Genomic DNA, 12,353 nt, shown 5'->3' on the forward strand with positions numbered 1-12,353 from the left:
GGATCGGCCGAGGCGAGCAGGCCACCGTGCCCTGGAGCCGCGTACACGTCGTACGCAGCCCCGCCCGCGGCGTGCGCCGCCCCGTGCACCGGAACCGGATACGCAGCCCCGGCCCCGGCCCCGCCGTCGCCCGCCGTGACGGTGACGGTGACGATCAGCGAGGCTGCGTCCGGGTCGAGTGCGTAGGGGCCGGCCCCCGGGAGCGTCAGCGTGGCCGAGGTCGCTCCGTCGGCCAGTGCCGGCAGCAGCTTCGCCGGCAGCAGGGCCGCCGCGGCCGCCGTTTCCACCAACGGGCCCGGTACGCCGTACCGCCCCAGCTCGATGAAGGAGACGGCCAGTTCGACGGGGAGGGGGCCGAGGCCCCCGTGCTCCTCCGGGACCGCCAGGGCGAACAGCCCGGTCGCAGCCAGCTTCGACCACAGGGCGCGCCCCGGACCGTGGTCCCCGGCCGACCAGGCGCGGACCGCCGCCGGGACGTCCGCCGCGGAGAGCAGGGCGGACAGGGTACGCGCCAGGTCCGACTGCTCGTCGGTCGGCAGGAAGCGCATCAGCGGCGGCCCTTCGGCAGGCCGAGCAGCCGCTCGGCGATGATGTCGCGCTGGATCTCGTTGGTGCCCGCGTAGATCGGCCCGGCGAGGGCGAAGACGTACGGCTCGGCCCACGCCGTCCCGGCCAGCTCGCCGTCCGCGCCGAGCAGGTCCAGCGCGGTCTCGTGCAGGGCGATGTCGTACTCCGACCAGAACACCTTGTTCAGGCTGGACTCCGCCCCGACCGCCCGCCCCGCCGCGAAGCGCGCCGCGCCCGCCCAGGTGAACAGCTGGTAGGCGCGCGCCCCCACCACCGCGTCCGCCACCCGGTCCCGCAGCGCCGTGTCCGCCGGGTCGCCCCGCTCCCGCCACAGCCCGACCAGCCGGTCCGCGGCCGCCAGGAACCGGCCCGGCGACCGCAGGGTCAGCCCCCGCTCGTTGCCCGTCGCGGACATCGCGATCCTCCAGCCCTGCCCCGGCTCGCCGATCACGTCCCCGTCGGGCACGAAGACCCGGTCGAGGAACAGCTCGGCGAAGGCGGGCTTACCGTCGAGCCGCCCGACGGGCCGCACCGTCACCCCGGGCGCGCGCAGGTCGAACATCAGGTAGGTCAGCCCCCGGTGCGGACGGCCCGCGGCCGCCGGCTCCGGGTCGCTGCGGAAGATGCCGAAGGCCCGGTCGGCGAACGCGGCCCGCGAGGACCAGGTCTTCTGCCCCGACAGCAGCCAGCCGCCGTCGGTGCGCTCCGCCCGCGCCCGCAGGGAGGCCAGGTCGGAACCGGCCTCGGGCTCGGACCAGGCCTGCGCCCAGACCACCTCGCCGCGGGCCATGGGCGGCAGGACGCGGGCGCGCTGCTCCTCGGTGCCGTGGTCGAAGAGGGTGGGCGCGAGGAGGTGGATGCCGTTCTGGGAGACCCGGCCGGGCGCCCCCGCCGCGTAGTACTCCTCCTCGAAGACCAGCCAGCGCACGAGGTCCGCGCCCCGGCCGCCGTACCGCTCGGGCCAGGAGACCACCGACCAGCGGTCCCGCGCCAGGCGCGCCTCCCAGGCACGGTGGGCCGCGAAGCCCTCCTCGGTCTCCAGGGAGGGCAGCGGCGCGGCCGGGACGTGGGAGCGGAGCCAGTCGCGGGCCTCCTCGCGGAAGGCCGTCACCTCCGGGCTGTGCGTGAGGTCCATCGGGACAGCTCCCCTCTGCGCGCATCCGGGGCCGTCTCCCCTCGGCGCGGCATCGCCCCTGCTTCCCTGACAAGCGGTTCCCTAACAAGCGTTTGGCAGGTTAACGTACCGGCATGAGCAGCGTCGAGTACGTACCGGGCCACGGCCTGCTGGCCGGCCGGACCGCCGTCATCACCGCCGCCGCCGGGGCCGGGATCGGCGGCGCCACCGCCCGCCGCTTCCTGGAGGAGGGCGCGCGGATCGTCATCGGCGACGCGCACACCCGCCGGCTGAAGGAGACCGAGACCGCGCTGGCCGGGGAGTTCGGCGCCGACCACGTCTCGTCCCTGCCCTGCGACGTCACCGACGAGGAGCAGGTACGGGCCCTGTTCGCGCACGCCGAGCAGCTCCACGGGCGGCTCGACGTCGTGGTCAACAACGCGGGCCTCGGCGGCACCACCGACCTCGTGGACATGACCGACGCACAGTGGTCCGCCGTCCTCGACGTCACCCTCGGCGGCACCTTCCGCTGCACCCGCGCCGCCCTGCGGTCGATGAAGGCCGCCGGCCGGGGCGGAGTCGTCGTCAACAACGCCTCCGTCGTCGGCTGGCGGGCCCAGACCGGCCAGTCCCACTACGCGGCGGCCAAGGCCGGGGTGATGGCGCTGACCCGGTGCGCGGCCCTGGAGGCCGCGGCCTTCGGCGTACGCGTCAACGCGGTCGCGCCGAGCCTGGCCATGCACCCGCACCTGGTGAAGGTCACCTCGGCGCAGCTGCTGGAGGAACTGACGGCGCGTGAGGCCTTCGGCCGGTACGCCGAGCCGTGGGAGGTGGCCAACGTCATCGTGTTCCTGGCGAGCGGCTACTCCTCCTACATGACGGGCGAGACGGTCTCCGTCAGCAGCCAGCGGGCCTGAGGACCAACAATGGTCGCGTGCCCACGAAGACCCCGAAGAACCCGAAGAACCCGAGCGACGCGGACAACGCGAGCCACACGAGCCACGCAAGCCGCGCGAAGAAGAAGGCCCAGGTGACGCCGTCCCCCGAGCGCCGGCGCGAACTCCTCGACACCGCCGCCGAGGTGTTCGCCGCCCAGGGCTACAACGCCACGACCGTCCGCAAGATCGCCGACGCGGCCGGCATGCTGGCCGGCAGCCTCTACTACCACTTCGATTCCAAGGAATCGATGCTCGACGAGATCCTCTCCACCTTCCTGAACGAGCTGTGGGAGGGCTACGACGCCGTCCTCGCGGCCGGCCTCGGCCCCAGGGAGACCATCGAGGCGCTCGTCACCGAGTCCTTCCGGGAGATCGACCGGCACCGCGCCGCCGTCGCGATCTACCAGAAGGAGGCCCGGCACCTGTCCGACCAGCCCCGCTTCCACTACCTCTCCGACTCGCAGGTCAAGTTCGAGAAGGCGTGGCTGGGGACGCTGGAGCGCGGGGTCGCCGCGCAGGTCTTCCGGGCCGACCTCGACGTCCGGCTCACCTACCGCTTCGTCCGCGACACCGTATGGGTCGCGGCGTCCTGGTACCGGCCGGGCGGACAGCACAGCCCCGAGGAGATCGCCCGCCAGTACCTGTCGATGGTGCTGGACGGGATCGCCGTCCGTCCGTACGTCCGTACGTAGACGTCCCCCGTGGGCCGCGCCCGGCGCGGCCCCCTGGTGAAGGAGCAGCAGCCATGCCCGAGGCCTACATCGTCGAGGCGGTACGCACCCCGGTCGGCCGGCGCGGGGGAGGGCTCGCCGCGGCCCACCCGGCCGACCTCGGCGCCCACGTGCTGCGCGCCCTGATGGCCCGCGCCGGTGTGGACCCGGCCGCCGTGGACGACGTGGTCCTCGGCTGCCTCGACACCGTGGGACCGCAGGCCGGCGACATCGCCCGCACGGCCTGGCTGGCGGCGGGGCTGCCGGAGGAGGTCCCCGGGGTGACCGTCGACCGCCAGTGCGGCTCCTCCCAGCAGGCCGTCCACTTCGCGGCCCAGGGCGTGCTCTCCGGCACCCAGGACCTGGTCGTCGCGGGCGGCACCCAGAACATGTCGATGATCCCGATCGCCTTCGCCTCCCGGCAGGCCGCCGAGCCGCTGGGCCTGACCCAGGGCCCGTACCTGGGCTCGCGCGGCTGGCGGGCCCGCTACGGCGACCAGCCGGTCAACCAGTTCCACGGAGCCGAGCTCATCGCCCGCAAGTGGTCCGTGACCCGCGAGGACATGGAGGAGTTCGCCCTGCGCTCCCACCGACGTGCCCTCCGCGCGGCCGACGAGGGCCGCTTCGCCCGCGAGACCGTCGCCTACGGGGACGTGACGGCGGACGAGGGCCCGCGCCGCGACACCACCCTGGAGAAGATGGCCGCCCTCAAGCCCGTCGTGGAAGGCGGCACGATCACCGCGGCGGTCTCCTCCCAGGTCTCCGACGGCGCCGCCGCGATGCTGATCGCCTCCGAACGGGCCGTCGCCGTGCACGGCCTCACCCCGCGCGCCCGCGTCCACCACCTGTCCGTCCGCGGCGAGGACCCCATCCGCATGCTGTCCGCGCCGATCCCCGCGACGGCGTACGCGCTGAAGAAGACCGGCCTGAGCCTCGACGACATCGACCTGGTGGAGATCAACGAGGCCTTCGCCCCGGTCGTCCTGGCCTGGCTGAAGGAGACCGGCGCCGACCCGGAGAAGGTCAACGTCAACGGCGGCGCCATAGCCCTCGGCCACCCGCTGGGCGCGACGGGCGTACGGCTGATGACCACGCTGCTGCACGAACTGGAGCGCACGGGCGGCCGCTACGGCCTCCAGACGATGTGCGAGGGCGGCGGCCAGGCCAACGTGACGATCATCGAGCGGCTCTAGCCCGTGGCGGAGGCGGAAGTGGGCCAGGACACCTCCCGGGCGCCGGGCCCCGGCGCCGGGATGTGTTAGCTTGGGAGTCATTGCAGTTGTGGTACCCATGAACCTTGTGTGCGCCTGACGGAATGCTCCTCAGGCGCATTTATTGTTTTCCGGCATCTCCGGATGGGGCCCTGCCTATATTCAGGAGATTCTCATGGCCAACGGCACCGTGAAGTGGTTCAACTCGGAAAAGGGCTTCGGCTTCATCGAGCAGGACGGCGGCGGCCCGGACGTCTTCGCCCACTACTCGAACATCGCCACCCAGGGCTTCCGTGAGCTCACCGAGGGCCAGCGCGTCACCTTCGACGTCACCCAGGGCCAGAAGGGCCCGCAGGCCGAGAACATCCTGCCTGCCTGACGCACCACGCACGGCCGGGGCCCGCATCGCGAGATGCGGGCCCCGGCTTGCGTGCTGTTCCGACCCGACCGACTTCCGACTTTCCTCACCTGCCGGTTCCAGGAGGGCTTCCCAGCACATGACGACCAGCTCCAGCTCCAGCTCCGCACGTCCCAGCCGCCGTCCCGCCCGGGTCCGTGGCGCCGCCGCCCAGGGACGTCCGCAGGCCGGCGCGGGCCGGTCGAAGGGGGCGAAGAAGTCCAAGGGCGCCGCGGCGCAGCCGCCGCGGCCGCAGGAGTTCACCATGCCCGAGACGCTCACCCCCGGGCTGCCGCCCGTGGCGGCGTTCGAGGACCTGGACATGCCCGAGGCGCTGCTGAAGACCCTCGCCGCCCAGGGCGTCACCGAGCCCTTCCCGATCCAGGCCGCGACCCTGCCCAACTCGCTGGCCGGCCGCGACCTCCTGGGCCGCGGCCGCACCGGCTCCGGCAAGACCCTCGCCTTCGGCCTGGCCCTGCTCGCCCGTACGGCGGGCCGGCGCGCCGAGCCCAAGGCGCCGCTCGCGCTGGTCCTCGTACCGACGCGCGAGCTCGCCCAGCAGGTCACGGACGCGCTGGAGCCGTACGCCCAGGCGCTGCGGCTGCGCATCGCGACCGTGGTCGGCGGCATGTCGATCAACCGGCAGGCGGGCGCGCTGCGGCGCGGTGCCGAGGTGCTCGTGGCGACGCCGGGACGCCTCGCGGACCTGATCGAGCGCGGCGACGCCACCCTCGCCCAGGTGGCGATCACCGTGCTGGACGAGGCCGACCAGATGACCGACATGGGCTTCCTGCCGCAGGTCACGGCGCTGCTGAAGCAGGTGGAGGAAGGCGGCCAGCGGCTGCTGTTCTCGGCGACCCTGGACAAGAACATCGACAAACTGGTCAAGATGTTCCTGACCGACCCGGTGACCCACTCCGTGGACCCGTCGGCCGGCGCGGTCACGACCATGGAACACCACGTCTTCCACGTCCTGGACGAGACCGACAAGAAGGCCGTCGCGACCCGGATCGCCGCCCGCGACGGCCGGGTGATCATGTTCCTGGACACCAAGCGGTCCGTGGACCGCATGGTCAAGAAGCTGCTCGCCAGCGGCGTACGGGCCTCCGGCCTGCACGGCGGCCGCTCGCAGCCGCAGCGCAACCGGACCCTGGACTGGTTCAAGTCGGGCGAGGTCACGGCGCTGGTCGCCACGAACGTCGCCGCCCGCGGCATCCACATCGACGACCTGGACCTGGTCGTGAACGTGGACCCGCCGACGGACCACAAGGACTACCTGCACCGCGGCGGGCGCACGGCGCGCGCCGGCGAGTCGGGCAGCGTCGTCACGCTGGTCCTGCCCGACCAGAAGCGCGACATGGCCCGCCTGATGTCCGACGCGGGGATCACCCCGCGCACGGCCCAGATCCGTTCCTCGGACGAGGAACTGGCCCGCCTGACCGGAGCCCGCGAACCCTCGGGCGTCCCGGTGGTCCTGGAGGTCCCGCAGCAGCCCGCCCCGGCGAGCAAGGCCGGAACCGGCGCGTCCGGAGGCCGCCGCCGCTCCCGCGGCCGCACCCGCCAGACCGAGACCCCCACCCAGCAGCCGGGCGCCGCCCGCTCCCGCCGCGGCGGGGACCAGGCGACCTCCGCCGACCGCCCCCGCCGCGCCCGCACCCAGGCCACCCCCGAGGACCGCCCCCGCCGCGGCGCAGCCGCCGCATCAGCCTCCTTCAACGGCGGCTCCCGCCGCCGCCGCCCCACCACCTGACACCCCACCCCGCGCCCCGTGAGGGGCGCGGGGAACGGCGCGAGCAACCACGCACGACCCGCCCGCCAGGGGCGCGGGGAACTGCGCGAGCAACCACCCACAGCCCGCAGATGACGGACGCCGGTCACCCCCTCAGGGGCGCGGGGAACTGCGCGAGCAACCACGCACGACCCGCAGATGACGGACGCCAGTCACCCCCTCAGGGGCGCGGGGAACTGCGCGACCAGCCACCGACGGCCCGCAGTCGAGACCAAGCCGCAGCGAGGCACCACGGCACCACGGCACCACGCCACCACGTCACTGCACAAGCGTGCGCTGCAGCCTCTCCAGCACCTCCCGTGCCTCGCCCATAACCTGGACCACAAGCTCCGCACACGACGGTAGGTCCTCGATCACCCCCGCCACCTGCCCCGATGCCATGACCCCGAGGTCCGTACGGCCCTCGACCATGGACGCCTTCAGGAGCATCGGGGTGTTGGCGGCGAGCAGCACCTGGCTCCAGGACAGGTCCCTGCCGTGCTTCATCGCGAGCCCGTCCCGCACCATCTGCGCCCAGGACAGGCCCGACACCTTCCGGAAGCCCGCCGCGTGGCGTACGGCGCGCAGCAGGGCCCGCGCGGGCCCGGAGCGCTCCAGCGCGTCGACCAGGTCCGTGCGCAGCATGCGGTGCGGCAGCCCGTCCACCGCCGTGGTCACCGTGACGTCCTTGACCGTCGCCGCCAGGTACCGCGCCTTGACCGCGTCCGGAACCGTCGAGTCCGAGGTCAGCAGGAAGCGCGTGCCCATGGCGATGCCCGCGGCCCCGTACGCGAGTGCCGCGGCCAGGCCCCGCCCGTCGTGGAAGCCGCCGGCCGCCACCACCGGGATCTCCACCGCGTCCACCACCTGCGGCAGCAGTACGGTCGTGGCGACGTCGCCGGTGTGCCCGCCCCCCTCGCCGCCCTGCACGATCACCGCGTCCGCGCCCCAGGCGGCGACCTTCTCCGCGTGCCGCCGGGCCCCGACCGACGGGACCACCACCACCCCGGCGTCCTTCAGCCGCGCGATCAGCTCCCGCGACGGCGCGAGCGCGAACGACGCGACCCGCACCCCCTCGGCGATGATCAGCTCGGCGCGTTCGGCCGCGTCCCCCGCGTCCGCCCGCAGGTTCACCCCGAACGGCCGCCCCGCCGTACGCGAGCGCACCTCGCGCACGGCCGACCGCAGCTGGTCCACGGTCATCGTCGCGGAGGCCAGGATGCCGAGCGCGCCCGCGTTCGCGGCGGCGGACACCAGGCGCGGGCCGGCGACCCAGCCCATCCCCGTCTGTACGATCGGGTGCTCGACCCCGACCAGGTCGGTCAGCGCGGTCCGCATCAGGCCGGCACCTCGCGCTCGCGGGTCCCCGCCGGGTCCAGCTCCTCGCGGATCAGCCGCAGTTCGGCGGCGGTCGGCTCCCGGGTGACGGGCACCTGCGCGCCGGCGGCCAGCGGGAAGCCGGTCGCCTCCCGCACCTCCTCGATCGTGACGCCCGGGTGCAGCGAGGCGATCCGCATCGACCGGTCCGGTGTCTCGAAGTCGAAGACGCCCAGGTCGGACACCACCCGCGGAATGCGGTGGAAGCGGCTCGCGGACGGACCAGCGGCCGCCGCCCGGTCGTGGCCGACCCCCGAGACCATGTCGACCCGCTCGACGAAGACCCGGCGGGAGTGCCGGGGGACCCAGTAGCTGACCGGGTTGTTCAGCGTGTTGACCGGCGCGCCGCGCACCCCGAGCAGCTGGCGGGCGGGGCGGGCCCAGTCCCCGATGCAGGAGATGTTCTGGTTGCCGTACCGGTCGATCTGGCTCGCGCCCATCATCACGTGCCGCCGCCCGCCGGTGACCATGGCCAGGTGCCGGCGGTACGGCAGCCAGCCCTCCACGGTCGTCCCGTCCGGGCCGACCAGCATCGCCTCGCCGTCCGTCATCAACAGGTCCGGGGAGAACGTACGGCGGGCCAGCCGGGCCCCGATCCCCGGGATCAGGCCCATCGGGCTGGCCAGCACCTCGCCGTCGCCGCGCCAGGCCTCGGCGCAGGCGATCACGCAGTACTCGGCCCGGGTCACCGTGCTCATCGCCGCTCCTCGCGCCAGGCCGCCACGGCCCGCTGGTAGTCGTACTCGCTGCCGCCGGACAGGAAGCGGGCCGCGAACTCGGGCCAGGGCGTGGTCGCGTACAGCTTCTGGAAGGCCTCGTCGCGCCCGTGGTCGGGGACGCAGGAGGTGAAGTGCGCCCCGTGCGGGGTCTCCACGACCCCGGTCACACTGTGCCGGCCGACCAGCAGCGACTGCGGCGGCCCGGCCTTGGCCAGCTCCTCGGTCGCGACGATCCGCTCGCAGGAGACGTACGCGGTGTCGGCGGCCTCGCAGAACAGGTCGTCGAAGTACGGATCGGGGCCCAGGTACTGGCCGTTGCCCTGCCGGTCCGCGCGATTGAGGTGGACCAGCGCCGCGTCCAGCCGCAGCGCGGGGACGGCGACGAACTCCTCGCCGTCCTCGTACGGGGAGCGGACCGTCCGCAGCCCGGGGTTGACCCGCATCACGTCCGAACCCAGGCCCGCCCGCACCGGCAGGAACGGCAGCCGGTTGGCCGCCGCGTGCAGCCCCCACATGAACATCGCCTCGTCCAGCTCGGTCAGCGCCAGGGCCCCGCTCTCGCGCGCGGCCCGGAAGTTCGGCTCCAGCGGGATCGAGTCGAGGGTGGCGAACGGCGCGATCAGGCGCCTGATCCGGCCGGCCGCGGCCAGGATCCCCACGTCGGGGCCGCCGTACGAGACCACCGTCAGGTCGGTCACGTCGGACCGCAGCAGGGCCCGCACCAGGGCCATCGGCTTGCGCCGCGAGCCCCAGCCGCCGATGCCGACCGTCATCCCGCTGCGCAGCCGCCCGGCCACCTCGTCGGGGGTCATGGTCTTGTCGCTCATACGTCCTCCTGGGCTACGTCCTTCCGGGCTACGTCCTCCCGGGCGCCCGGACGACTGGTCGGCGCGCCGAAGGTGTCGCGGACCCGGTCGGCGACCCCGCTGAGGTTCGCCTCGAAGGTGAAGCCCTGCTCGAAGCGGTAGCTGCGGCGTACGTCGACCGGGTCGATGCCGTTGATGGCGGCCTTGGCCAGCCGGATCAGGTACCCGTCCTTGCGCGCGATCTCCGCCGCCAGCCCCAGCGCGGCCGCCCGCAGCCCGGTCCGCGGGACGACCCGCCACACCGAGCCGTGGCCGTGCAGCTCGGCTGCCGTCGCGGTGCGCGAGGTGTAGTACAGGGCGCGCATCAGGTGCTGCGGCACCAGGCGGGCCAGATGGGTGGCCGCGCCGAGCGCGCCCCGGTCCAGCTCGGGCAGCCCGAACACCGCGTCCTCGGCGGCGACGATCGCGTCCGCGTTGCCCGCCAGGCCGATCCCGCCGCCCAGGCAGAAGCCCTGGACGGCCGCCACCACCGGCACCTCGCACTCGTAGACGGCGGCGAAGGCCTCGGCGCAGCCGCGGTTGGCGCCGATCAGCACGCCGTGGCCGGGGTCGCGCTGCACCTCCTTGATGTCGACGCCGGCGTTGAAACCGCGGCCCTCGGCGGCCAGCACCACGCACCGGGTCGCGGGGTCGCGGCCGGCCGCGCGGACGGCGTCGGCGAGGGCGTACCAGCCCTTGACGGGCAGGGCGTTGACCGGTGGGAAGTCGACCGTGACGAGCGTGACGCCCGCTTCGGGGGCGGAGGTGGAGACACCCATGACAGGATCAGCTACCTTTCCACCAAACATTTGTTAGGTGAGGAAGGTAGCAGCCCATGGAGCTCGACGGGAGGGTCGTCGTCGTCACCGGCGGAACCAGGGGCGTCGGCGCGGGCATCGCGCGGTCGTTCCTCGCCGCGGGCGCCCGCGTCGTCGTCTGCGCGCGCCGGCCGCCGGACCGGCCGGTCGAGGCAGCCGGCCGCACCGCCTGCTTCACCCCGCTCGACCTGCGCGACGAAGCCGCCGTACAGGACGCCTTCGACGCGCTGGCCGACCGGTACGGGCGGCTGGACTGCCTGGTCAACAACGCGGGCGGGACCCCGTACCGGCCGCTGCGCGAGGGGGACCTGCGGCGGCACGCGCGCGTCGTCGAACTCAACCTGCTGGCGCCGCTGACGGCCTCGCTGGCCGCGTACCCGCACCTGCGGGCCGCGCGGGGCTCGGTGGTCATGACCGGCAGCGTCAGCGGGACCCGCCCCTCGCCGGGCACGGCCGCCTACGGCGCGGCCAAGGCCGGGCTGGAGAACCTGGCCCGCTCGATGGCGGTGGAGTGGGCCCCCGAGGTACGGGTGAACACCCTCGTGCTGGGCATGGTGCGCACCGAACTCTCCCACCTGCACTACGGCGACGAGGCGGGCGTGGCGGCGGTCGGCGCGAGCGTCCCGCTGGGGCGGCTGGCCGAACCCTCGGACGTGGGGGAGGCGGCGGTCTTCCTGGCCTCGGCGCGGGCGGCGTACATCAGCGGGGCGAGCCTGCTCGTGCACGGCGGCGGGGAGCGGCCGGCGTTCCTGGATGCGGCAACGGTCAACAAGGAGGGCTGAGATGGGCGATGTCGGGAGTTTCGGCGGTGCGGGTTCCGGGAGCTCCGGCAGCAGGGGAGCGGCAGGCGGAGCGGCGGGCGGTACGGGTCGGGGTGGCACGGGTCGGGGTGGCGCCGGCCTGTGTGACGGCCGGGTGGTGGCCGTCACCGGCGCCGGCCGGGGGCTGGGGCGGGCGCACGCCCTGGCGTTCGCGGCGCAGGGCGCGCGGGTCGTCGTCAACGACCTCGGGGTCGGCCTGGACGGGCGGCCGGGCCCCGACAGCCCGGCGGCGCGGGTCGTGGCGGAGATCCGCGCGGCGGGCGGGCAGGCGGTGGCCCACGGCGGCGACATCGCCTCCCCGGACGGCGCGGCCTCGCTGGTGAGCTGCGCGGTGGACACCTTCGGCCGACTGGACACGCTGGTCAACAACGCCGGCTTCCTGCGCGACCGGATGCTGGTCAACCTCGACGAGGACGACTGGGACGCGGTCATGCGGGTCCACCTCAAGGGCCACTTCCTGCCCCTGCAGCACGCGGCCCGCTGGTGGCGGGCCGAGGCCAAGGCGGGCCGGGGGGTGGCGGCCCGCGTCGTCAACACCTCGTCGGGCGCGGGCCTGCTGGGCTCGGTCGGGCAGGGCAACTACAGCGCGGCCAAGGCCGGCATCCTCGGCCTGACGCTGGTCGCGGCCGCGGAGATGGGCCGGTACGGGGTCCAGGTCAACGCCGTCGCCCCGGCCGCCCGGACCCGGATGACGGAAGGCGCCTTCGCGGAGGCGATGGCGGCCCCGGGGGAGGGGGAGTTCGACGCCATGGCCCCCGAGAACGTCTCCCCGCTCGTCGTCTGGCTCGGCTCCACGGCCTCGGCGGGCGTGACGGGCCGCGTGTTCGAGGCGGAGGGCGGGCGCATCACGGTCATGGAGGGCTGGCACCCGGGCCCGACGACCGACCACGGCGCCCGCTGGACCCCGTCGGAAGCGGGCGAAGCAACCCTGAAACTCCTGGCCGCGACCCCGCCGCCACTGCCCGCGTACGGGTCGGCGTAGGGCTACGGGCGCCACGACGGCAGCCCGGTCCGGGCCCGCGGCGACGACCGGCGCCGCGGCCCCGTGCGCGGGGGGCTTGGCCGGGG

13 protein-coding genes are annotated in these 12,353 nt (G+C 74.4%); 7 read left to right on the plus strand and 6 right to left on the minus strand.

Features of this window, described 5'->3' with window-relative positions; all coding sequences use genetic code 11:
- Together GPJ59_RS25590 and GPJ59_RS25595 are read right to left on the minus strand one after the other, a co-directional pair.
- Window positions 1–548, minus strand: a 548-nt coding sequence (locus GPJ59_RS25590; RefSeq protein ID WP_219670054.1) for an acyl-CoA dehydrogenase family protein, incomplete at its 3' end; no start/stop codon positions are given.
- Window positions 548–1,702 (minus strand): acyl-CoA dehydrogenase family protein, encoded by a 1,155-nt coding sequence (locus GPJ59_RS25595; RefSeq protein WP_219670055.1) that lies wholly within the window; start codon window positions 1,700–1,702, stop codon window positions 548–550. The genes GPJ59_RS25595 and GPJ59_RS25590, both read right to left, overlap by 1 nt.
- Before the next feature lie 113 nt (window positions 1,703–1,815).
- On the opposite strand from GPJ59_RS25595, the gene GPJ59_RS25600 reads away from it, so the two are divergent.
- From GPJ59_RS25600 to GPJ59_RS25620, 5 genes are all read left to right on the plus strand, one after another.
- Window positions 1,816–2,598 carry an SDR family oxidoreductase gene (locus tag GPJ59_RS25600; RefSeq protein ID WP_219670056.1) on the plus strand — a complete coding sequence of 261 codons (783 nt, stop codon included), beginning with the start codon at window positions 1,816–1,818 and terminating at the stop codon, window positions 2,596–2,598.
- A gap of 113 nt (window positions 2,599–2,711) precedes the next feature.
- Complete coding sequence (locus tag GPJ59_RS25605) at window positions 2,712–3,311, plus strand: TetR/AcrR family transcriptional regulator (protein WP_219670064.1); 600 nt, start codon at window positions 2,712–2,714, stop codon at window positions 3,309–3,311.
- Window positions 3,312–3,364: 53 nt separating this feature from the next.
- Window positions 3,365–4,522, plus strand: a complete 1,158-nt coding sequence (locus tag GPJ59_RS25610; protein WP_219670057.1) for an acetyl-CoA C-acetyltransferase — start codon at window positions 3,365–3,367, stop codon at window positions 4,520–4,522.
- A 193-nt stretch (window positions 4,523–4,715) separates the two neighbouring features.
- Window positions 4,716–4,919, plus strand: coding sequence for a cold-shock protein (locus GPJ59_RS25615; RefSeq protein WP_007263537.1), 204 nt, complete (start codon window positions 4,716–4,718; stop codon window positions 4,917–4,919).
- A 118-nt stretch (window positions 4,920–5,037) separates the two neighbouring features.
- Window positions 5,038–6,687, plus strand: a complete 1,650-nt coding sequence (locus GPJ59_RS25620) for a DEAD/DEAH box helicase (RefSeq protein WP_374200898.1) — start codon at window positions 5,038–5,040, stop codon at window positions 6,685–6,687.
- Between the two features lie 297 nt (window positions 6,688–6,984).
- On the opposite strand, the gene GPJ59_RS25625 is transcribed toward GPJ59_RS25620, so the two are convergent.
- From GPJ59_RS25625 to GPJ59_RS25640, 4 genes are read right to left on the minus strand one after another with little or no spacing between them, the layout of a single operon-like run.
- Window positions 6,985–8,043: an NAD(P)H-dependent flavin oxidoreductase gene (locus tag GPJ59_RS25625; RefSeq protein ID WP_219670058.1), complete on the minus strand. Its 1,059-nt coding sequence runs from the start codon at window positions 8,041–8,043 to the stop codon at window positions 6,985–6,987.
- Complete coding sequence (locus tag GPJ59_RS25630) at window positions 8,043–8,780, minus strand: CoA-transferase subunit beta (RefSeq protein WP_219670059.1); 738 nt, start codon at window positions 8,778–8,780, stop codon at window positions 8,043–8,045. Before GPJ59_RS25630 ends, GPJ59_RS25625 begins: the two co-directional genes overlap by 1 nt.
- Window positions 8,777–9,628: a CoA transferase subunit A gene (locus GPJ59_RS25635; RefSeq protein ID WP_219670060.1), complete on the minus strand. Its 852-nt coding sequence runs from the start codon at window positions 9,626–9,628 to the stop codon at window positions 8,777–8,779. The genes GPJ59_RS25630 and GPJ59_RS25635 overlap by 4 nt, the downstream gene beginning before the upstream one ends.
- Window positions 9,625–10,425 carry an enoyl-CoA hydratase family protein gene (locus GPJ59_RS25640; RefSeq protein WP_219670061.1) on the minus strand — a complete coding sequence of 267 codons (801 nt, stop codon included), beginning with the start codon at window positions 10,423–10,425 and terminating at the stop codon, window positions 9,625–9,627. The genes GPJ59_RS25635 and GPJ59_RS25640 overlap by 4 nt, the downstream gene beginning before the upstream one ends.
- A 56-nt stretch (window positions 10,426–10,481) precedes the next feature.
- Here GPJ59_RS25640 and GPJ59_RS25645 point away from each other — a divergent pair, with 56 nt between their 5' ends.
- Both GPJ59_RS25645 and GPJ59_RS25650 read left to right on the plus strand, forming a co-directional pair.
- Window positions 10,482–11,246, plus strand: a complete 765-nt coding sequence (locus GPJ59_RS25645; RefSeq protein WP_219670062.1) for an SDR family oxidoreductase — start codon at window positions 10,482–10,484, stop codon at window positions 11,244–11,246.
- A 133-nt stretch (window positions 11,247–11,379) separates the two neighbouring features.
- A complete protein-coding gene (locus GPJ59_RS25650) occupies window positions 11,380–12,267 on the plus strand; it encodes an SDR family oxidoreductase (protein WP_374200899.1) in 888 nt (295 codons plus the stop codon).
- The last annotated feature ends 86 nt before the right edge of the window (window positions 12,268–12,353 follow it).

The sequence above is a fragment of the Streptomyces bambusae genome (assembly GCF_019400985.1).
In the GTDB taxonomy this organism is placed as follows: Bacteria; Actinomycetota; Actinomycetes; order Streptomycetales; family Streptomycetaceae; genus Streptomyces; species Streptomyces bambusae_A.